This is a genomic window from Tardiphaga sp. 215_C5_N2_1 (genome assembly GCF_052076055.1).
GTDB lineage: Bacteria > Pseudomonadota > Alphaproteobacteria > Rhizobiales > Xanthobacteraceae > Tardiphaga > Tardiphaga robiniae.
This window is the reverse complement of record NZ_CP197240.1, coordinates 6,233,083-6,254,069: the sequence shown is the minus strand read 5'-3', so window position 1 is coordinate 6,254,069 and position 20,987 is coordinate 6,233,083. Positions and strand designations below refer to the sequence as shown.

Below are 20,987 nucleotides of genomic sequence, written 5' to 3'. Positions count from 1 at the left end.
TGTGCTTAAGCGTTCTGGAACGACGGAACTACAAGCCCAGGCCTGGTTTGCGACCTAAGGCCCACTCGATGCCACCACCGTCCTTGGCGACGCCGGTGACGTACTGGCCGAGCTTCTTTTCGATCTCGCGCGACCAGGGCACGAGCTGGAAGCCAAGGCCGTTGTCGATCATGGCGAAGCGGCCGGAGGAGAGCGTCAGGCGCTGACGATAGGTGCCGCTTACATGCTCGCCTGTCGCGGTTTTCATGTGGGTCAATCCCGCCTTGGCTGAGAGTTTTGCACCCGCCGCGTCCAGTTCGCGCCCTCGCAAGGTGTTCAAGAGATCGCGCTGCAGGATGATACGCTGACCCTGTCGCCGGGCGAGCCCTTCGCCGGCGAGATGTTCGGCACGGGCCTGCGTGGCGTCGCGCGCTTCGCGACCGAACCCGCCCATGGCCAGCGGCATGGGGTCGCGCTCGACAAGTCGGTGGTCAATCCAGGTCGCGCCGGGTGCGGTGATCTGCTGATTGAGGTCGAAATCGGAGCGGTTGGCGAGCACCAATGTCGGGCGCCGGTCGTCCGGCCCACCAAAGCGGCGGACCTCGACTATCCCTCCGATCGGCGGGGCGTGCTCGAACGCCTCGATGCCCCGAAAACGAACATGGTGGGCGCGTCCGTCCGTACCATCGATCACGGCATACGCCTCGCCGGACAGCTCGTCATGCAGTCCCCTGTCGACCAGCCGGCCGATGATCGGTGATCCCGGCTTCTCACCATCGATCACATAGTCGGCAACGCCGCGTGTCTCCCCGCGCTCCGTGAAGGCGCGGTGCATGGTCTTGATGACGTCGCCGCGCATGCCGAGGTCGCGGAGATTGCGCTCGGCCTCCAGCCCGACCATCCATTCGCCGGGGCCGGCCGGCGCGGCAAGGCCCATCTTCTCCAGATGCTGGAGCCGGCCGATCATCAGGCGGCGGATTTCGGGATCGGCCGCGCCGGGATGTTCAGGGCGCAGGTCGATGTCGCCGGTTTCATCGGCGGCCATGCGGATCTCGGCGTCGAGCCGCGTCCAGCGTTCGGCCGCGATTTCCTTTTCCAGGGCATTGCGAATCTCGTGCTCGGGCTTCGGACCAAGCTCGATAGACACCAACTCCTCGGCGCGTGAGCGCAGGCCCCGGCTGATGTAATCTCTGGAGATCACGAGGTCGGCGCCCGTCTGATCGACGCCGCGCACGAGCAGATGAACGTGCGGATTGTCCGTGTTCCAGTGATCGACGGCGACCCAATCGAGCCGCGTGCCGAGATCGACTTCCATTTGCCTGGCGAGATCGCGCGTGAAGGCTTTGAGATCGGTCATCTCGGCAGCGTCCTCGGGCGAGACGATGAAACGGAAATGATGCCGGTCGTCCTCGCAGCGATCCGCGAAGGCCGCGTCGTCCGTGCGCTCACTGCCTGCATCGAACATCACCGCCTTCTCACTGTTACGAGTGACGCCGTCGCGCTTGAGATAAGAAAGATGCGCCGTGAGCGGCGCCGAACGGAAGGATCGTCCCTGGTGACGAACGACGCGCGCCTTCACCACCACGCGCCGCTCCGGGTTGAACAGGTGACTGCGGCTAAAATTGATCCGGCCGCGCCCGAAGGTCGAGCGCCCGTAGCTTGGGGAGCGCTTCCCCGCAGCCGCATGCGAAGGGCTGTGACCAGCCTTCTTCGCCGCACGCAGCACCTGATTGATGAAGCTATTGGGCTTTGGCGCTCGCGTGCGGCGGATGCGGCCAGGCCGGATGCGTAAATCGCTGTCGCCTGCGCTCATGGCAAAGGCTCCACGAATGGGAAATGGGGAGCAGTGCCGGAAACATTCTTGAATTCATTGGCGAAAGCATCAGGCGCGGCACGCGCCCCGACCGACCGGCACGGCCGAACCCAAGCCATGTCAATGGCTTGCGGTCCGGCCGGCGAGCCGCTTTTATCTCGCCGTCCCGCTGTCGTGTTTCCACGCTGCCTTCGCCTTCCCCACGATCCTATCCCAGAGCACGCTATTGCACGCCGGACTGCACATCCCGTCATGGCAGATCTCCCCCACTGGATCGAACGACAAAAAGGCTGCGCGCTTGCGGCACGAGCGCAGGAATATTGCGCATCGGATCACTAGCCGGAACGCGGTCCGATCGACTCTCAGCCGACACCCGATCGGCAGCGGTTGCGCGTTCGGGTCGCGCGATGAACAGCGGCGCCTCGCTAACTGACTTCGAATGAACCGCTGCGACGGAGATTGGACCGGCGAGTTCACCGGCACCGAACATGGGAGCAAGCGTTGCCACATAGGCGCGGGTCTCGGCCGGCAGTGGACGACCCGCCAGATAATGTTCGTAGCGGCCTGGTCCCGCATTGTACGCCGCGAGGAAACCGGGCGAGCCGTAGCGGTCGTGCAGCTCGCGGAGATACGCGGCACCGGCCAGAATGTTGTCATGGGGATCGTAAGGATTGTTGCCGAGGCGGTGACGCATGCGCAGGTCTGCCCAGGTCTCGGGCATGAGCTGCATCAACCCCCTTGCGCCTTTTGGCGATCGGGCGCGCACGTCAGCGGCACTTTCGACGGTCATCACGGCGCGTATCCAGTGCGCCGGTACGGCGAAGCGGCGTGAAGCCTCTTCGATCAGATTTGCAAACGACCCGGCGCGCCGTGCGCTCGCGGGATGTACGATTGATACACTATCAGCTTGTGCGACATTCACCGGCACGATCGCAAACGACAACACCATCACGACGGTACAAGCTGCCGTCCCTAAACGACGCAAACATGCCACCGTGCTCGCGCCCGTCCAGGGTAAAGCTGCTTCGCGCCGGCCTTGCGGCCGCCCTGGACCGCCGCTGCGCGCGGCGGCGTTGCGAATTCTGGGCGGGACGGAGGAATGGTGCAGCATCCGGTCGAACAGAGGAATGGCAGATCGAAAAAGAAAGATGCACACCATCACTCATCTCCGATCCACACAGGGAATGCACGGCCAATGACGGAGGATGCCGCGATCGGTCCGAAGTACCGGCCGTCCAGCGAGTCCTTGGACTGCCAGTTCATGAGAAAGAGTTCGTCATCGCCGACAACACGACAGCCGTGCCAGACCGGGAGTGGTCGGCCGCGGCTGTCTCGCTCGCGCGCTTCTCCCATGTCGATCGCATCGACCGAAATTGTGCGCCCGCTTCTGCAGACCGTTTGCCCCGGAAGCGCCAGCACGCGCTTCAACATGGGAAGGCCGACTGGCAAATAGCCGTTCAGGTCAAGAAAACTCGCCAGCGGCTCAGGTGGCTGCACGACGACGAGTTCGGTGACAAACAGCCTGTCTGCGGGCCGCAAGCGATAAAGCCCAAGCGGCACACTTTCGGAAGCATTCCATACGTAGAGTGGAGCCGGCGCCACGACGACCGGGGCAACGAGAACGGCGATCCCAACAAGCATGACTGCGAGCGCCCCGAACCGACCATTCATGGCGCAATCCTCTGCCGGTGAAGCCAAGCCTGGTGACGCGACTTGGCGTAGGCCCGTGGCGCTTCGTTGACGGACAGGCGGTTATGGACGTGATGCCAGTAGTCAGGTGCAGCGTCCGCGGGATCGATGCCGAGCGCCTCGATCACATCGACCAGTTGCAGCACCCGCTCGACCTTGGGCCAACCCGACACCCGCAACAGAATGTCGCCGCCGGGTCGCACATAGGGCACCGTTGAACAACGCTGACCGGTCGCGACTGCGCGCAAGATGTCGATCCGCGAGATCACCGTGCCGAAGTCATTCGAGGTCCAGCGGACGAACGCAAAAATGCTGCCGGGCGCAAATGACACAACGCGCCGTCGTCGATCGAGAATCTTCTCGTCGACTATCCGGCCGAAGCGAATCCGGTTCTCAATCCGTTTCTCAAGCCACAGAATCTCGACCTGCGTGAGATCGCTCATGAACCTCCTCCATGTTTGGAAAAATGAACCCAGTTGCAGTTCGACGGCGACGATGCGCGTCGGCCATGCTCCATGGATTGCAGACACCGATCGCGTGGGGTGAACCCTGGCAACCGACGTGGATGCTTGAGCGACAGCAATGCCGTCGCGATCCAGCTTTGCGCGGAGGGCGCCTGTCGCCCGCAGCGCGTCTTACCAATGCGCTTGCTCTGAAGCGGACTCGGGAGCGAAACCAGAACTGTGCTCGCGCTGAGCCTTTGCTGGTTATCCCCAGAAGCGACCCATGCCGCGTCCGTTAGAGAAAATCCGAAGGATTTTAGGTTAGGAAAGTTACGGGTGCTGCAAAGCGTTGCGCGACAAGGCCTTAGACCCGATTTCGGTCCCCGATAGCACGAGGATCTGGTCCCCGATGGCACGAGGGTTGCGGTCCCCGATAGCACGAGCTGATTCACAGGCCGTCCACCGATTGAGGAACGAGCCCGCGCCTGCGCAGCCGCTCAGCGAATGGATCGACCGGGTGAGGTGCGAAGATGAGACGCTCGGTGCCGCGGCGGTCACGCTCGATCATGAGCCGATAGCCCGGCAACGTCTGGCGACGGACGATCTCGCGCAGGTCGTAAGCAAAATGCTTGAGCGGCGAGAGGCTGCCCGACTTGGCGTGAAGGTAGACCAAGTCGAAGCTCCAGCCGCCCTCCTGGCGACCGCCATGTTTGCGGACCAGCCGATAAAGCCAGCGCTCAAGTCCACCGGTCAGATCGAAATAGGCGGGATCAATCGTCAGCACGAGCGCGTCGTCCAGGACGCCGGCATAGAACCAATCGGGCAGGATCAGCTCGAGGCCAAACGGTCGCCCATGTGCATCGGCGGTCTCTTTCCACTCGTTAATCCAGGAGAAGCGATGTCGGCGCCGCTCGATCGGCTGACGGATCGAAGTCAGCACCGACGTTGATTGCAGCCTGTCGAGGCCGGCCTTCAGCCGATCGTAATCGCGTGCACCGGTGCCGCGGCCGACGAAGGTCAGAATTTCGTATGGCGTTGCAGCCATCAGGCGCGACGTCTTCCGGCCGGCGTCACGTGCCTCGACAATCTGCGAGGCAGCCCAGATCAGAACATCCGCATCCCAGATGGTCGCCAGGCCATGTTCGGGCACGGCCTCGACACGAATAGCGATGGTTCCCGCGCGAAAATCGATCGGTACGACACGCTTGGATTTGGCGAGGGAAAAGAACGGATACGCCATCAGATCCTGCGCATCCCGCGGCGCGAGATCGCCGGGCAACGCGCGAAAGAGATCGAGCCGTTCGCGCTCCGATTTATGCCGATGCCTCGTCACGATGCGCCCCCGTGACGATCAGCGGCGCACTTGGCCGGCATACGGCAGCGGAACATGTCGCTTGGCAGGCAGTACGGTTTCGGCGCCGGAATCGGAGGTCGATTGCCGGATTCCGCGTTTGGCCCAAGCTTCCAAATCGGCGATAGCATAGACAACGCGACCACCAAGCTTTCGATACGTGGGACCGGTCCCGTAGGTCCGGTGCTTCTCGAGCGTGCGGCCTGAGAGGCTGAGAAATCGCGCGGCTTCAGGCGTCCGTAGGTAGCGCGGCGGAGAGGCGGCGGTAGTATCTGGCATCTGAAGGCCTCCGTGATCTCATGGAGCGCTGGCGAGGTGCGCGGCGCGTCCGGGGTCACGATGGCGGAGCAGACATGCGATGGGGGATGCCGATGACGAGGGGGTGCGTTAGCGATACCCCTCGGAGTTATCAGCTACTTCTTGCGACGCGATTGCCGGAGGAGTTCGCGATAACCGCCGCGCATCAGTGCTAAGCCGCTTTGCACGAGACGGATGGTCCGGTTGCGGAGGTCGTGGGTTTTCCAGGCGCGCTCGGGGATGCGCGTCTTGCCGAACAACACTTCGGCGACCGCACGATAGGTGCCGCCGTCCATACGCCCATCGAGCGCACGAACCGCCAGAGCCAAACGTTCGCGGCGTTGAAGAGATAGTTCGTGAAATGCCGGACCGGGCGCACGTCCATTGATAGCCCGCCACAGCCGATGGGCAGCGTGCGCGCGAACTTCGAAGTCAGAGTCTAGCGGCAGTACCGACGTATACGACATGCTCATCGTCGGCGGCTCCATCAGCCACAGACGATGCTCAGATCCACGAATGCGCAGAACCGCATGCCAACCGTCGGACGCGCGGCGCAGATCGCCCGCCGTCAGATCGACGAGCGACTGGCCTACGCCATCAACATTCGAAGAGGATGCAGGCCGACCGATCGGCACCACCGTCGGCAGAGCCTCCGGCGCCCAGAAGATCGCCTGTGCGTTGAACGACCCTTGCGGGTCATGAGCGAAAGCAGAGGCCCCATCTCCTCCTGAACCCGGCTGTCACATGATGGACGCGTCCAGCCCTGACCATCTCTTCGTAGTCACGGCGATAATCCGGGTTGCGACGAAGGTACTCCCAGGCGATGGCAGTGATTTCGGCATCTTGTACGCGCTTGTACGACTCTGGCACTCGCCAGTCGAATTCAGGCATTGCTCTGATCCCACACAACATATCGAAGATTGCGGGGCAATAAATTCGGATCCAAGAGGTTGCAGGAAGTCCCGAATTGAGCATCGCGCGCGATGCTTCAAAGTGATCACTGCACGAAGAGAATTGTTTTTCTCAAATGAAAGTTTGCGTGGCTAATTTTCGCTATTTGGTCGGGCCACCGCGTAGCAAATGACGATAACCATGCTCAGTCATCCATTTGGCGCGGGCCAGATGGCTTTCAAAAGCATTGCGCGCGCGATCAGGTTCGCGGTCAGGATCAAGATGCAACACGACCCGCGCGACTTCTCGCCAGTCCGCCCCCTCCGACTCGGCGGCAAGAAGGCGCATGTACGTCACTACATGCTGTTCATCATAGCCCGTCAGCGTCGGATCGATCGGCGCAGCGTCGGCAACGTCGGGATCAAGCGGCGGCTTCTTCATGAAATTCCTATTCAAATATTCACAATCTCTATATCGCCATTGTACTTGCTGAAAGGGATCAACGGTTGCACCTGAGTTTTGTAGAGAATACTCCGTGGTGAAATACTCTTCAAGACGCTGCCCTCTCGGACATGGATATACGAGAGGTACTGGCACTCAATTTGCGAAAGCTCCGACGGGTTAAAGGCCTGTCGCAAGAAGAATTGGCCCATCGCGCGGAGATTGACCGTACCTACATCAGTGCACTTGAGCGAAGCGTTTACGCTGCCAGCATTGATGTTTTGGATAGGCTTGCGCGAGTTCTGGGTGTTGAGGCGGCAGATCTGCTCACACGGCCATCTCCGACCAGCGAGAAAAAGAGGCCGAAGTCCGCCTAGTGCTTTCTCGGTGGAAGATGACAGAAGTCGGCCAGTGCTTTTGCGAGCCGGGCCGCAGGCCCGGCGAGCCACGGACGCGTATCCGCGTCCGCCGCCGATCCGCCGCAGGATCGGCGGAAAATTGCAAAGTTTAAAGCCTGGAGAAGCGCTTGCCGCGCAAGCCGGACTTCCGGCTGCGCGGCCATTCGCTCATCAGGTGGCGCGTTCCAACAGCCGCTTCGCGTTGCCATCAAGCTCAAGACGCGCGACTTGATGCGCCTTGCCACGCGCAAGCGCAGTGATCCCTTGCACGAATTCAAACAGGCTTCCGGCGAGCGGCCTTCATGCAATACGGTCTCGATGATGTTCTTTGTCTCGGATTTGGAGAACCCGCGCTTGCGCAGGGAACCTCATGAGCAATACGTCGCCGACGAATTTGGAATGGCGAATAGTGATTTCCTCAAAGCTCTCAGCGCCCCGACAGATTGCCTTCGGCTATCCCGAACGAATCGGAGGCGTTGACACGTGACACGCACAATTTGCGCGAGTGGACACTCCGCTCACGGTCATATTTTTTGATTCTTCTCATTGACGAGGACAACGCGTGGCTGAAAGGTGGGCGCTTCAACGTTGTCGAAATTCGCGTAGGCAACGATAATGACCTTGTCACCCATCATCGCAAGGCGTGCGGCAGCGCCGTTGAGACCGATAATACCGGAGCCAGCAGGGGCTTCTATCACGTAAGTCGAGAAGCGCGCGCCAGTGTCAATATTGTAAATGTCGACACGCTCATTGATTAGGAAGCCAGCGGCCTCGATGAGGGTTCGATCAATCGAAATCGAACCCTCGTAGTGCAAATCCGCCTCCGTAACGCGCGCACGGTGGATCTTGCCTTTCATCAAAGTCACTTGCATTGAAAGTATCCTGTCCCGCGTACGTCAGACTTGCTGACCATCGCACTAAGACGGCCTCGCCCGCAGGTCAATGCTTCGGCTGCCCTAAAGATACCGCGGCGTGCGCGGCGTCATGACGCCAACGAACATGATGGCCGAGGCCTTTAGCAAGGTCAGACAGAAAATTCTCGACACAACCCCAGCCATAGCAAAAACCATTCTTCCAGCCGTGTTTACAAAGTCAAATCTCACTCGTTGTGCCCAGACGCAAGATAATAAACGTCAGATATCTGGCAACGCTGTTTCGCAAACCGGCCATACGCTTGGCGAGCAACAGAGGGTATCCCTGTCCGCCGCCGACCCGAAAGCCGGATCGACAGAAGAGGAGGTGACCACTGGGCCCGTAACCGGATTTGGCATTCAAGTGACGCGCTCCAACAATCGCTTCGCCTTCCCCTCAAGTTCAAGACGCGCGTCTTGATGCGCCTTGCGACGGGCCAGCGCGGTGATCCCCTGCACGAAATCAAATACGCTTTCCGGCGGACGGCCTTCCTCATGCAACACGGTCTCGATGATTTTCACCGTCTCGGATTTGGAGAATCCGCGTTTGCGCAGGAAGGTCTCGCGGTCTTCCCCTGTGCGAGCGACGATCCGTTCGCGCGCAGCCTTGATGCCCGCGATGAACGGCGCGGGCGACGAATCGGCAAAGCTCTTGAGAGCGGGTGCCGCCTCATGAGCGAACCGCTGCGCGGCAAACTTGGAATGCCGGATGCTGATTTCCTCGAAATTCTCAACGCCCCAGAGATTGCGGTTCATGCAAACCGCCCGCAGATAAAACGAGGCGATGCCGAGCGTCTTCGATCCAACTTCGCTGTTCCAGCAATAGAATCCTCGAAAATACAAATCCGGCGATCCGTCCGGTAAGAGTCCCGCCTCGATAGGATGGGTATCATCGACCAGAAACAGGAACACATCCCGGTCACTGGCGTAGAGCGTCGTCGTGTCCTTCGTGATATCCACGAAGGGGTGGTGCATCATCCTACTCCAGTCGAGCACGCCTGGCACCTTCCACCGCGTATCTCCGGTCCCATTGCCCGCGATCTTCATAACTGCGGCGACAAGTTCGTGATCCCAAATGCGGCCATAGTCCGGGCCGGTCACGGCGCGAAGCTCAACGCGACCATCATCAGCTTCCAGTGTTTTCACCAGTTCAGCGCGGTGCGACAGCAAGCCGTGTTGCAGATTGATCCCGGCCAGCGGCGCGGGAAGCTGCCGCATATAGGATGACGGCGCGCCGACAAGGCTGCACAATTGCCCAAAACTCCAATGTGTCGGCGCAACCGGCTCGTCTCGCCCCGGCACGATCAAGGCCAGCCGCTCGGCATTGTCGCGGCTCGCCTCCACCCTGACCGCGCGGCTTTCCACGGTGCGGACCTGTGCATGCTCGGCGCGGCGGCGCACCGCGTCATAAAGATCAGTCAGACTAAGAAATCGCTCGTCATCGGGGCGGGAAAACCATTCTGACGACACGCGGCCAACACGCTCGCCGCGCGACACGTCGACGCGAAAGCCATTGGAAACAGGCTGCTCGTTCTGGGTCTGGGTCACCATGGTCATAGGTCATTCTCCTCATGTAGCTGGGTGAAAGCGCAGCGCTGCGCTGCAACCCTGCCCGTCGGCGAGACCGGGGTAGCAAGGGCAAGGGCGGCTGGAGTGGAGGGGGATCACCCGCCCAAAGGGGTGCGCGGTACGCGCGCGTCTGCACGCGCCTGGCGCTCATCATGTCGTCATGAAAATTCTGCGAGGGCGCGGAAGACCGGGGAGACCGCTCCGGCCGGCACCGAACGGTGCTTTACCCTTGCGCGCGCGAGGGCGGAGCCCTTAGCGATGTTTATGCGGACAAGGAGACCGAAGTTATCCCCCTTAATTCTGCGCAACGATGGCCTAAGCGCAAAAAAAGCCCCGCCTCGAAGAGGCGGGGCGCGTCGATCCGTTGGATCAGTCGCCGTTGCGGCGGGACCAGATCAGCGTGAAGCTGTTGTCGCCCTCGCCTTTCACCAGCGAGGCGTAGATCGGTGCCGGGAAGCTCGGATCGTCCAGCTTGACTGAGAGATATTCGCGATCGGTCTCCCGTGCGGTCTTCTTCCAGGCAGCGCCGAACTCGGTGGCGCCAGTCACGATACGATAGTCCGGAGCCTTGTCGTTCTCCTTGTCGGTCGCGACGAATGTTGCCTTGACGTTGAGCGTCAGTGTCTTGACCGAGCCGGTGAAGCCATTGTTCGACGCAGTGAAGGTTCCGATGGTAGCCATGGTGGTCTCCGTTCTGTTGTCGGGCCGCGACCATCGCAGCCTCGATGGCGGTCCTTGGCCCGGGGAGCGATCGGCCCGCAGCCGTCAGGCCCGCAGCGCAGCGAAGGACGGCGGCAGACGGCTTTTTTGCCTCGCGAGGAATGCCGCCACTTCGCGGCAGGGGAAAAAAGCAGGCTTAGCCGTTGCGGGAAGGCGATCGAGGCGCAGCCGGCCCTCGGGCCTGATCCGTCCATTCGAGGTTGCGTGTGACGCGCCCATCAACGGACTGATGGAGACGACCATGAGCGCTGCCATCGCCGCCGCACAAGGACATGACCTCACCGGTCGCACAAGGACCTGCGCCCGCGCGTCAACGACAGTGAAGGCGTGCTCCGACGAACGACCGCGCATGATCTCGCATCACTGCGCGCCGGTTGGCGTGCCCTCAACCCCGACCCGTGGAGTCCGGCTCGCGATCGCGATGTCAGGAACGATCGATACGCCCGTCACGATCTAACCTCGCGGATGAAAAGCGAGGCCATCGATCAGCCGCAGCCAATATCGCAGTCGCGCCAGGGCGTGAACCACGGTGACGTGCCGTCCTTCGGGCGGGCTCATTGGCGCCGACCATAGCGGGCCCTTCCCTACTGTCCTGAGCTTGAAAAACGTTTCGCTTCCTGGAATGCGCCCAATCGAGGGCGTGAGCATCGTGACATTGGCCGCACGCCCGACGGTGCGCGGCCAAAAAATTTTCTACATCCGCACAGTGAACGGCCGGGACCGCGTGAGCGGTCCCGGCAGCTCGATTACTCGGCGGCGACGGAGTAGGCGTCAGGGTTCGTCTCCGTGACGGCATCCGCTTGGGGGTGTTCGGCAGACTCTTGGGCGGCACGCGATGTCCGCATCAGCACGGGCAGCCAGCCGGTGCCGACCAATAACTGCTCGGCGGCTTCCGCCATGTCCTGCTTCTTCATATCCGCCATCCGGTCGCCGGCCTCGATGCTGACAGCTTCCCGCACGGCGGCAAGAATATGCGTTTTGGTGACACGACCAAGATAGGTCTCCACGGTCGGTGCCCAATGCGCGGCCATGTCGAGCGACACGGCCTCCGCCAGCCGGTTCGCCGTTGCCACCGCACGGGGCCTGCGCTCCGACGGCAGTCTCACCGCGTTGGTCGTGAGTGCGACACAATGCGCAAACAGCGCCATGCGGCTATCATGGTCAAGCTCCACGACGAACGTCCACAGGTCGGATACGTCGCGCGGCACCTGCGCCGCCCAACGAACATGCTGATCCGCCCATGCCCTCCCCGCCTTCGTGTCCTCAATACCATCCGCATGGGTAGCCAGCATTGTACTGACCGGACGGATATCGAGAACGTGGGCGTCCGCGCCGCGATAGAAGATTTGCGCGGCGAACGCATGGGTCACCGCAACAATGGCGACCTCTGGCTGTTCGCTCACAGCGAGGCGAAGCCCGAGGGTCCGGTGCGCAGTGAGATCGCGGACCAGGATGTCCGACAACGGCTTGTGATCGTCGCCATCCTCCTCCGCGTCCAAATTGTCACCCTCGGCTTCACCGTTCGAACCGTTTCCGCCGTCATAGACGGCGTCACTGCCCTCTCCTTCGCCGCTTAGGTCCTGCGTTTCCGGCTCCGCTTTCTCGTCTTCAGCGCACGTGAAACCGCGTTCAATACGCAACGTCCCGTCATGATTGAGAAGCACGAAGGCTCCACATCGTGCGATGTCCGCGGGGTCATAGGCCTGACGCTTCGCCTCAAGCCGCTCGATCTCGGCTTCAAGCTCGCCGAAACGCGCATCGACATCATCGGGCAGTCCCTCGGCGCTCTCATGCTGCTCCGTCAGGCTGTCGAACTCAGCCTGTGCCGCATCCAAGGCGGCTCGATCTTCCGCCGACAGGTCCACCGGTTGCGGATAAGTCCGACGCAGACCGTGACTGTGGGGATAGTCGAGATGGACTTGCGTCCACTTCCATCCCTCAGCCTCCTGCAAGGCGGTCGCTTCACGCCCCAGCTTCGCCATCACGAGCAGGTCGAGAAGCGCCACGTCCTCGAAATAGCCGCCGCGATCCTCGGTGAAGAGATCGCGGAGGATCGTGCCACCCACCTCGGTATAGGCCTCCGCGCCGACAAAGATCGCACGGCGATCGGTGGCGGCGACGTGGCTTTCCGTGAGCATGCGGCGGATCGTGCTGGCATCGCGGTTATAGGACAGTCGCTCATAGGCCGCTTCCTGCCGGGCATGGTCCTCGGTGATGGCAAAGGCCATCAACTGGTCAAGCGCCAGATCGCCCTCACGATAGATTTGCATCAGCCTGGGCGAGATCGCACCCAGACGAAGGCGTTGCCGCACCACATGGGGCGTCACGCCGAAGCGGGCGGCGATTTCTTCCGCGCCGAACCCGCGTTCTTCCGCCAGCGTCTTGAAGGCCTCGAACTGATCGGCGGGATGCATGTTCTCGCGCGTGACGTTTTCATCGAGGCTGATTTCGAAGGCGTCGTTCGCGGTGTCGATGACGCAGCGGATCGGCTCCGTCTTCTTGATCTCCTTGCGTTTGACGCGCAGAAGCTGCGCCAGTCTGCGGCCTTCGCCAATGGTGACGAAGTAAAACCCGGTTGCCGTGCCGTCCGCGTCCACTTCCGGCTCAACAACGAGATTTTGCAGAATGCCTTTCGCGGCGATACTGGCCGCATAAGCCTCAATCGACGCCTCGCTGTGCGGCGTCTTGCGAGCATTGTTCGGAGACTTCTTGAGTTTGTTGAGCGGAATGAAAATCTCGGTCCCGCTCGCCGTGACGATTTCGACGTTCTTGGCAGACATGATCGTGCTCCTTTCGGGTTTGGGGTGCAAGCGCAGCGCTGCGCTGCACCCCTGCCCGTCGGCGAGACCGGGGTAGCAAGGGCAAGGGCGGCTGGGGCGGAGGGGGATCACCCGGCCTGCACAAGCGGATTCCGATGGTGGCAGCTGTCCAGTCTTGACGTCAGCGCGGAAGGTCGGGGAGACCGCCCGGGCCGGTCCCGGATCCCCCGGGACTTCACCCTTGCCCGCGCGAGGGCGGAGCCCTTAGCGCCCAAACAAAAAAGGGCGTCTGTGCCGCAGCGAAGCGAAGGCCAGTCGGCAGTCGCGAAGACCGGTTAACAAGGCACCCGCAGGAGGGTCAGCATAGCGCCGCCTTTTGGCGGGACCCGGGATCGATTGCCTCCGGCGAGCGACGGGATATAAGCAGCCGTCGTATCAGAAGCTATTTTTGAATGAAGAGCGTGGCCGGCACAGCCTGACGCGCCTGATTAGAGTATTTAAAGTTGGATTCTATTGCTGGTGGCGAACACATAGTTTGCCGAGAATAGCGGTGGTTACTAGCGGGAGGTCCGGCTATCCACGCTTTGAAAGCACTTCTTCAAGCCGAGCAACAAGGATGGCGCGCTTGTTCGGCGACAGCTTGTCGAGATTCTGCTGGCGCCAGCGAACGGCGGGAAGCTCGGCCGCATTTGGTAGCCCCAATAGGTCCCAGTTGGGCTCGCCCCGTTCGAACGAAATGAGAAATTTGCGATGTGCAGCAGGCATATCGCCGACGATAGACTTTATCAGCGCTGCTCTCGCGGCGAGTAGATCGGCAAGCTCCACGGGGTCTCGCGTCATTCCCGAAAAGCCATGCTTGAACGCAGCTTCGATGTTTTTGAGGGTAGGTTCTAGCACCTCGGACATGGGTCGATCATGGCTTAGCAGGTAAACGATAAAAGCCTGACGTAACGCGTCGCTGATGCCTTCATTCGCCAACAAGTCACGCACGTCGAAAAGATCGCGGGGATGCTGACGGTCCAACGCGGCGACGATCTTCCCGGCGTAGAGGTCTTCAAACGATACGGTACGCGCCTCCGCAAATCCAAATTCCTCTTCGACGGCTGGCTTTACCGTAACTAATGCGGGTTCGAAGACGCAGCCGCGCAAGACCGGCGTCACTTCAATTTTGATCTGGATGCCCTGGGAACGAACGATCAATTTGACGACGGTATTTTCAGTCTTGGACTCGGTGATTTGCGCATCAGGAATAGCGGCTTTGATCTTGCCTGCAATGCGTTTCATGGCGGCGTCGATGTCGGCAAGGGATTCCGGGCGCGGCGCGACCGGCAAGTAGGTCAGATCAATATCCACCGAGAGGCGCGGAAGGTCGCGAACAAATAGGTTGATCGCCGTCCCACCTTTCAGAGCAAAGCATGCTTCTTCCGTGACGAGGGGAAGAACGCGGATCAGCAAGGCGACTTGCCGTTTGTAGACGTCAGCGAACGCCATTCAGATCCCCAGGAACGGTGATGTGGTAGGTCGGGTCAAGCACCCCGCCTTTAACAAGCATACGCTTGCCGCTGCCGAGATCGATATCTTCTTTTTTCAGGCGCTTGAGCCACGCGTGCTTGTGACGATCGGAAAAATAGAAGAAGAGGCGCTTGACCTTAACGCTAGCGCAATCCTTCAACAATTTTTGCAAACGATCGGGGCGCAGATTGGCGAGTCCACCGAACAGGGCATCGACCTGTTCAAAGGTCTCGCGGTTGGGTAACTCGTCGAGCAGTTCGAATATCGCGCGCTCCGGCGTGGACAGCGTCAAGGGCCAGTCCCACTGACCCCAGGTCAATTCGGTTATGTCGCCGCCACGGAAGCTCGTCACATCGAGAGCCTCACCTTTGTCGATATTCCATTTGACGCTGTTGACGCCCTTGGTAACCGGTTCGTTTTTGAAGAGCCGTCGGTCATTGTGATAAACAAATTTGACTTGGAGCGGCAGTTTCTGAACCCAACCCGGCGGTGGTTTCGGACCGTAGAGATGCACGACGGTGGTCGATTGCGAAAGGTAGTGGGCGTAGCCCTGTAATTCGAGGGCGGTACGTCCGCCAACTGTGAGCGGCGAATAATTGAGGATGGTCTGAAGCGATATGACGACCTGCTGCCAGCTCAAGACTCCGCGCGGCCGGCGAAACACACTGCGTGCGGGTTGTTCAAGCCAGCCTGATTTCACATATCGGTGCTGGAGTTGAGTTGAGTAGCCCTGGGCGTTGAGCCAAGCGGCGTCGACCAGCATACCCTCGGGGAGCTTGCTCGCGAGCCGGTTTAGAAGTCCGCTTTTTTCTCTACTCATGCTTGATAATATTGCATATACCCAAACCGAACTCCAGTTTGAAAATATCCATTAAAATAAACTATGTGTTGATTAATTCACGAACCTCCAAACCCCCGGCGGGACGATATCCCGCATCGTTGGGGGTAACCGAGGTTCAGCGTTGCATATCGAACAAATAGAGAACACAATAAATTGTGTCCCAATCGCCCCAAATCGCACCGCCGCAGCTAGGGGTATTTGCTGGCCGTGACCGCCAAATGGGAAGCGCCCACGCCAGCAAAGGAAGTCGTCGAGTTTCGTATGTTAGTCGCCGAGCTTGACCATCAAAAGTATGTACGTGTGATCGAGTACACGCTCAACAACAAGCAATGGGCGACAGAAGGCAAGTGATTCTATGCTCAACAGCTCGAACGTCAATCTCTTGGTTTCGGTGCTAGTGGTGCTATCACGCGCGCTCCCAGTCATGCAGCGTTGATTGGCGGCATGCGCGACCTTTACAAGAGTTGGGCCGAAAGGCGCTTGCCCTCTGATCAAGACAACATGGCCGGGTTCTGCGGATTCTTGAGTAGCGACGCCGGGCATGTACTCCGGATGGATGGCCTCCAGTGGATTTCTACCGTCATGCGCGCCGACCCCGAAGCCGGCAAATGGTATAGGGATTCCACTTCCAACGTATTCATAGGATTATTAGAAGCTGCCGTCTTGGAAGACGCCGACGAACTGATGAAGAACCCAGCCGTCCGGCAAGCCCTCATCGATCTCACTGCCCATGCCGTAGCACGGCAGTTACCACGGGCGCTCGCTTTGCAGGAACACGTGCGTCGATTGCGCTAACCTGCGCAGATAGGCAAAGGATTTCATGAATCTCATCTCGACTATCACGCGCAGCTTGTACGTTGTCGACCGTTCGCTCCGGAAGGAATTTCTGGAAGATTATTACAAGCGATGTATGTACGCCGCGTTTGGCACCACAGTCCTCCTGCAGGACGCGGGATTCAAGGCAAACATTGCGGGCGGCGATTTTCTGGCATTTGTCGTCGCAAGGTTCGAACAGCGCGCAGGTCTTCAAGGGTTCGGACTGGGCGCTGACCAACCTTCACATTTCTGGGTAGAAGTTGACGATACAATCGTCGACGTCGGACCACATTACCTTCCTGATGACTCGCGCTTTCCTGCCGCTTCCATGCCATTCATTGCGTGGTCGCCCGTTTCGAAGCTTCCTTTGTATCTGCGATATCGCAGAAATGTGCAGTACGATCCCCGCGCCCGGCTTGATTCGACGCCCGAGATTGCCAAGCGGCTAGACGCGTTTATCGCAACGTGCCGGGCGCGCTACGCGGCACAAAGCGGCCAACCGAAACTGCGGAGCTGGCTCCTAACAGGCGGAAATTCACTGGAAACTGCCGCACGGGCTGGCGATGCCTGGGCACAAAATGCGATCCGGTTCGCAAACGGCATCAAGGAAGAACAGATTCCATTTTGACGGCGCCGCGCTAAGGACCGCGATCTCGACGTCGCATCGGATACGACAATAGTTGGCCGTTGCCTATCATCAGAAAGAGCGCTGGGACTTGGACGTCATGGTTCTCTAGCGAACCGATTGCTTTTTGTTTACGCGCAGATGACGCTTTGCAAAGCACCAACCATCGTAACCGAGCCCCCGATGTCTGAAGACATTCCACCATCAATCGACAGCATGATCGCCATGATGGCGGCTGCGCAGGGCGACGAGAACGCTCGGCTCGCGGCTATCGTGAAGCGCTGTCCCACATTGGTGCGCGCCCTCAAAAACTTTAGTTTCCCAAAGGTTGCACGGCTATTGGCCGGGCTGACCACCTTGCCGGAGAACCAGCCAGCGGACCTCCGGTTAACGGCAATGATTCACTTGGCAGCTCTGTTCTGCGCAGGCGGCGAAGAACCGACCCTAGCCCAACTCAGGCGATGGCTGAACGAGATAATTCTGAAAGATCCCATTACGCAGCACGAGGATCCTGTGGAAGACGTGTTCGTTTCCAACGTCGTGACATGGTTTGGGAATGCGCGCCTTTTCGACGGTGGATGGTCGGACAATGATTACGCGTTACAGTCGTTCTTGGCTTGCATAGTGCGCTTTCGCAAAGAGCCATGGATGGCCCCGGTTGAGCGCTCCGTCACCGCGCTTCTTAAAATGAGCGAAACTGTCGCAGAGCGGGCTTCGCTCTCCCGTTTTACTCTCACCAAGGCACCGCCGCGTCAACCGCTCCGCGTTGCACAGAACTCGGTGAAGCCGGCGAGCGAACACGTTACCTTCATGCCCGAAGAACTCGCCGCAATGGGCATCGCGCGAGCCGACATTGAACCATTCGAGTTTGTCCCAGATTTACGACAGTCTCTTACCACGGAGACAATTGGGCACACAGCGCTTGAGCGCCACCCCATCCTCTTTAGTGAGGGGCGCGTTCTCCTTACACTTCCTACGGCGGTAAGCGCGGCCTTGCGCCGTTACATGATTGAAACCGCAGTTGCCGCTGGCACGCTTGCTCGGCTTCAAGAAATGCTGACCAAATATCAATTCGACGAATTCCACCACTTCGGCTTAAGCGGATGGGAAATCCGCCAATTTGACCCGCCGGAGACGCCGGCTGACCACGAAGTTATCGGGCGCTTCGACGAGGGCGGGTACGCTCACATTGTCTTTATTCCCGACTCGCTCGAAGAAATTCTTAAGGACGGCCTGCAGAGCATACACGAGGTTCCTGATGAATTTACTGCGCGGCTCGACAAGGTCGCTGCTGATATAGCAAAGCGTCCCGATTATCAGCGTGGGATGACGTTCATCGTGCATGGTGGAAGCGGGCGCGGCTTTTCGTTGGGATTCAATGAACCGCCGCCTCCGCAGTGGCAACGGCTCGTCCTTGGCGCCGCTGATTTCATACGGCTTGCCTGGGACAATGAGATGACTGCGTTACGCGCGTGGAAATTGTTGGAACAGGAAGACGAGCTTCGGAGACGGGACATTCAATTCGTCAACGTCAACGGCTTCATGAATCTCTACGGGTATGCAGAACAAGAGAACTATGAGCTCGTGCCGAACGCGATCGCCGCCGGTATGCTTATGCTTGCGACCGACTATCTTACACCTGTAAGGCACCGGCTTCGAACGTCACTGGACCAACATGCGGCTGTGCTCAAGGCTTCGCGCGCATATCTGTCGATACAACGACAGACGACGAGCGGCTATTTCGAGCAGGTCAAGAACCTGCCTATCTACATCAGCGCGGCCCACGCTGCGTCGGCGCAGTTGTTGGGTTGCGTCGAAACAGCATCACGCCCTTGGTGGGTTCGATGCAATGAAAGATCGGGGGATGCTCGCGCAAGCAGCGTTATCTATCAAGTCTGGGAGCTGGTGCAAAGCTGGCTGGTTCGGACAGCCCCGACGGTCGAAGCGCTATTGCCCGCGCTACCGTCGGGACCGGTCATGATTGAACTCTTCTTTCCAGATGTGGGGACATTTGTCGCCCGGCAGGGCGACCGTGTCGATCCTGTCGTTTCGCCCACCATAGCAATCGAGAAAGGAGAGATTCACATCACTTGTCCTGTGGCCTACCTGCGGTCTTTTGCTAGCGAAAAAAATATTGGCGACCGGATGATGGTCGCCGCTCTCGTCCGAGCCGCATATGCCCTGGCGGAAGAGCCTCAGATTGACGAGGCAATCGAAGAGTTGACGGCGCAAACCGTCAAGAATGACGAAGCCCGGTTCTTCCACACCATTCCGGCAACCACGCCCCGGGAACGACTTTACGCTGCATTGACAGAGTTACGCCCACGCTTTGTCCAACCCGAGGACAGGGCCGCTAGTTGGCTGAACCTCGCGCAAGCCGCGGGATGGAAGAAGCCGATTGGCCCTGTACCGAACGATCAGGCGCGCGGATTATTGAATGGCGCGGCCGCCATTGCTTGGCAGCGGCTCAAAGAGCGCCTGCTTACGTTGGAACGCCAGAGCGTGGTTGAGCGCGCTATCAAGAACGATTACGCGATCTACCGGGATCGGACCACATGGCAAATGACAGCGGCGGCGCTTTTGTCGCTGCATGAGGATCAGGCCGAGGTGGTGGCGGCTGCGAATGCGCGGGAAGGTCAACGGGGGCTGGCGGCGCTTGCCAGCCGCGTCGTTGCCGAAATGGCTGTTTGCGTTTCACCATTCGGAACCGGCATAAAGTGCAGCACCGCCGATCTAGATTATTTGGTTGCGAACGTGGCGATACTACTTGAATGCGCCAGCCAGAGTGACGCGATTCACTACGGTCTTTCCTCCCGGAACTTAGTTATCGAACCGAACGGCACGTTCACGTTCGATACCACCTTCCTTGAGACCCTACATGCTCCGTACATGCACAGTCACGGCGAGCGCGGCTTCCGCGCCGCGGCGGCAGACTATGGCGATGCTTTTGAGACGCGCGACGGCTCGATCAAGACAATTGACGCCCAGTTCCAGGCTGCGTTTCTTGAAGAATTCGGACTTACACCCCCGCAATTATCGGAATTTACCTATCGGGTATCAGACATCTCGATCAGCACCGGCCACTCGACATTCTCTCTTCGGCGCAGCGAGTTAGAGGAGCACTTCAAGCAGGTCGGTGTGGCCCACTCCGCCCGAGCATACGAAGCCCTGTCGTTAAAGCCGCGCGCGAAATGGGACGATCCAAAACCAGTAAACGCAAGAGCAAAGGATTGGTACCCATGGCGTTTCAATCGGCGCTTGTCGTTAATGCGGCGCGCATTGGTGCAGCTCAACGAAGGCGACGACCCCCACGTGCTGATAGCACCAGCGCTGATCGATCGGTCAGTGGAATATCTCTACGGAACCTATCCAGGTCGATTGCCGGAAGACTTGTTCCAAAGCGAGGCTATGAAAAGCTGGATCGGTACAGCAGTCAATAAAGACGGCCACGCCTTCAATCATACAGTCACGGCACAGTTCAAAGAGCTGGGATTCCAGGCGCGGGCGGATGTAAACATAACGGAGCTCGGTGGAACGCGAGCAATGGGCGACGTGGATGCCCTTGCCTGGAACCAAGAAACGGGAATAGTTTATGCAACCGAATGCAAACGATTGCTGTTCGCGCGGACGGTTGCCGAGATAGGCGAACGCTTGCAGGAATATACGTCCATCGCCAAGCCGGGCGAAGACCGCACACCGATCCAAAAACATCTTGACCGTATCGCGTTCCTTCGGAACGCATTGCCTGCCATTTCGAAAACGACTGGCATCGCCGTTGACAAGATTCAACTCCGGTCAGCGCTCGTGACCGATTACCTCGTACCGATGCAATTTTTGGAGGACACCGCCAAGCTTGTGGATGTGGTTACTGACATATCCCTTTTGAACGAAGCAGTTAAGAGCGGCGCATAGGCGACCTAGATCGCCCATGA

At 59.6% G+C, this 20,987-nt stretch carries 21 protein-coding genes and 1 pseudogene; 6 read left to right on the top strand and 16 right to left on the bottom strand.

Annotation, left to right across the window (positions count from 1 at the left end; all coding sequences use genetic code 11):
• Positions 1 to 28: 28 nt before the first annotated feature.
• The 9 genes from AB7828_RS29655 to AB7828_RS29615 all read right to left on the bottom strand — a co-directional run bounded on the left by AB7828_RS29655 (position 29) and on the right by AB7828_RS29615 (position 6,904).
• The gene (locus tag AB7828_RS29655; protein ID WP_441231939.1) at positions 29 to 1,792 is read right to left on the bottom strand and encodes a relaxase/mobilization nuclease domain-containing protein; all 1,764 of its coding nucleotides are present in this window, start codon (positions 1,790 to 1,792) and stop codon (positions 29 to 31) included.
• Between the two features lie 250 nt (positions 1,793 to 2,042).
• On the bottom strand, positions 2,043 to 2,951 hold the full coding sequence (locus tag AB7828_RS29650) for a lytic transglycosylase domain-containing protein (protein ID WP_441231938.1): 909 nt from the start codon (positions 2,949 to 2,951) through the stop codon (positions 2,043 to 2,045).
• Positions 2,951 to 3,463, bottom strand: coding sequence for a S26 family signal peptidase (locus tag AB7828_RS29645; RefSeq protein ID WP_441231937.1), 513 nt, complete (start codon positions 3,461 to 3,463; stop codon positions 2,951 to 2,953). Before AB7828_RS29645 ends, AB7828_RS29650 begins: the two co-directional genes overlap by 1 nt.
• Positions 3,460 to 3,924, bottom strand: coding sequence for a DUF2840 domain-containing protein (locus AB7828_RS29640; RefSeq protein ID WP_441231936.1), 465 nt, complete (start codon positions 3,922 to 3,924; stop codon positions 3,460 to 3,462). The genes AB7828_RS29645 and AB7828_RS29640 overlap by 4 nt, the downstream gene beginning before the upstream one ends.
• 448 nt (positions 3,925 to 4,372) lie before the next feature.
• A complete protein-coding gene (locus tag AB7828_RS29635; RefSeq protein ID WP_441231935.1) occupies positions 4,373 to 5,257 on the bottom strand; it encodes a replication initiator protein A in 885 nt (294 codons plus the stop codon).
• An 18-nt stretch (positions 5,258 to 5,275) separates the two neighbouring features.
• Positions 5,276 to 5,554 (bottom strand): helix-turn-helix transcriptional regulator, encoded by a 279-nt coding sequence (locus AB7828_RS29630; RefSeq protein ID WP_441231934.1) that lies wholly within the window; start codon positions 5,552 to 5,554, stop codon positions 5,276 to 5,278.
• A gap of 134 nt (positions 5,555 to 5,688) precedes the next feature.
• Entirely contained in the window at positions 5,689 to 6,045 is a 357-nt protein-coding gene (locus tag AB7828_RS29625; protein WP_441231933.1) for a DUF2285 domain-containing protein, read from the bottom strand.
• Between the two features lie 223 nt (positions 6,046 to 6,268).
• Entirely contained in the window at positions 6,269 to 6,463 is a 195-nt protein-coding gene (locus AB7828_RS29620; RefSeq protein ID WP_441231932.1) for a transcriptional regulator domain-containing protein, read from the bottom strand.
• 162 nt (positions 6,464 to 6,625) lie between these two features.
• Complete coding sequence (locus tag AB7828_RS29615) at positions 6,626 to 6,904, bottom strand: DNA -binding domain-containing protein (RefSeq protein WP_441231931.1); 279 nt, start codon at positions 6,902 to 6,904, stop codon at positions 6,626 to 6,628.
• Between the two features lie 131 nt (positions 6,905 to 7,035).
• Between AB7828_RS29615 and AB7828_RS29610 the strand changes: the two genes are divergently transcribed.
• Complete coding sequence (locus tag AB7828_RS29610; protein ID WP_441231930.1) at positions 7,036 to 7,281, top strand: helix-turn-helix domain-containing protein; 246 nt, start codon at positions 7,036 to 7,038, stop codon at positions 7,279 to 7,281.
• A 192-nt stretch (positions 7,282 to 7,473) separates the two neighbouring features.
• Here the strand turns inward: AB7828_RS29610 and AB7828_RS29605 are convergent.
• The 4 genes and pseudogenes from AB7828_RS29605 to AB7828_RS29590 form a co-directional block, all read right to left on the bottom strand.
• Positions 7,474 to 7,664, bottom strand: a pseudogene (locus AB7828_RS29605) (DUF932 domain-containing protein); the annotation flags it as partial.
• Between the two features lie 162 nt (positions 7,665 to 7,826).
• Positions 7,827 to 8,174 carry an aspartate 1-decarboxylase gene (gene panD / locus AB7828_RS29600; protein ID WP_441231929.1) on the bottom strand — a complete coding sequence of 116 codons (348 nt, stop codon included), beginning with the start codon at positions 8,172 to 8,174 and terminating at the stop codon, positions 7,827 to 7,829.
• Positions 8,175 to 8,573: 399 nt separating this feature from the next.
• Positions 8,574 to 9,764 (bottom strand): DUF932 domain-containing protein, encoded by a 1,191-nt coding sequence (locus AB7828_RS29595; RefSeq protein ID WP_441232339.1) that lies wholly within the window; start codon positions 9,762 to 9,764, stop codon positions 8,574 to 8,576.
• A gap of 387 nt (positions 9,765 to 10,151) precedes the next feature.
• On the bottom strand, positions 10,152 to 10,463 hold the full coding sequence (locus AB7828_RS29590; RefSeq protein ID WP_441231928.1) for a DUF736 domain-containing protein: 312 nt from the start codon (positions 10,461 to 10,463) through the stop codon (positions 10,152 to 10,154).
• 280 nt (positions 10,464 to 10,743) lie between these two features.
• Between AB7828_RS29590 and AB7828_RS29585 the strand changes: the two genes are divergently transcribed.
• Complete coding sequence (locus tag AB7828_RS29585; RefSeq protein WP_441231927.1) at positions 10,744 to 10,959, top strand: hypothetical protein; 216 nt, start codon at positions 10,744 to 10,746, stop codon at positions 10,957 to 10,959.
• Between the two features lie 289 nt (positions 10,960 to 11,248).
• Here AB7828_RS29585 and AB7828_RS29580 read toward each other — a convergent pair whose 3' ends face one another.
• The 3 genes from AB7828_RS29580 to AB7828_RS29570 form a co-directional block, all read right to left on the bottom strand.
• Positions 11,249 to 13,282: a ParB/RepB/Spo0J family partition protein gene (locus AB7828_RS29580; protein ID WP_441231926.1), complete on the bottom strand. Its 2,034-nt coding sequence runs from the start codon at positions 13,280 to 13,282 to the stop codon at positions 11,249 to 11,251.
• 552 nt (positions 13,283 to 13,834) lie between these two features.
• Positions 13,835 to 14,752: a nucleotidyl transferase AbiEii/AbiGii toxin family protein gene (locus tag AB7828_RS29575; RefSeq protein WP_441231925.1), complete on the bottom strand. Its 918-nt coding sequence runs from the start codon at positions 14,750 to 14,752 to the stop codon at positions 13,835 to 13,837.
• Positions 14,739 to 15,593, bottom strand: coding sequence for a type IV toxin-antitoxin system AbiEi family antitoxin domain-containing protein (locus tag AB7828_RS29570; RefSeq protein WP_441231924.1), 855 nt, complete (start codon positions 15,591 to 15,593; stop codon positions 14,739 to 14,741). The genes AB7828_RS29575 and AB7828_RS29570 overlap by 14 nt, the downstream gene beginning before the upstream one ends.
• Before the next feature lie 228 nt (positions 15,594 to 15,821).
• Here AB7828_RS29570 and AB7828_RS29565 point away from each other — a divergent pair, with 228 nt between their 5' ends.
• From AB7828_RS29565 to AB7828_RS29550, 4 genes are all read left to right on the top strand, one after another.
• Complete coding sequence (locus AB7828_RS29565; protein ID WP_441231923.1) at positions 15,822 to 15,965, top strand: hypothetical protein; 144 nt, start codon at positions 15,822 to 15,824, stop codon at positions 15,963 to 15,965.
• Positions 15,966 to 16,058: 93 nt separating this feature from the next.
• Positions 16,059 to 16,409 (top strand): hypothetical protein, encoded by a 351-nt coding sequence (locus AB7828_RS29560; RefSeq protein ID WP_441231922.1) that lies wholly within the window; start codon positions 16,059 to 16,061, stop codon positions 16,407 to 16,409.
• A 25-nt stretch (positions 16,410 to 16,434) separates the two neighbouring features.
• Positions 16,435 to 17,058 (top strand): hypothetical protein, encoded by a 624-nt coding sequence (locus AB7828_RS29555; RefSeq protein ID WP_441231921.1) that lies wholly within the window; start codon positions 16,435 to 16,437, stop codon positions 17,056 to 17,058.
• Between the two features lie 117 nt (positions 17,059 to 17,175).
• Complete coding sequence (locus AB7828_RS29550) at positions 17,176 to 20,967, top strand: hypothetical protein (protein WP_441231920.1); 3,792 nt, start codon at positions 17,176 to 17,178, stop codon at positions 20,965 to 20,967.
• Positions 20,968 to 20,987 lie beyond the last annotated feature (20 nt).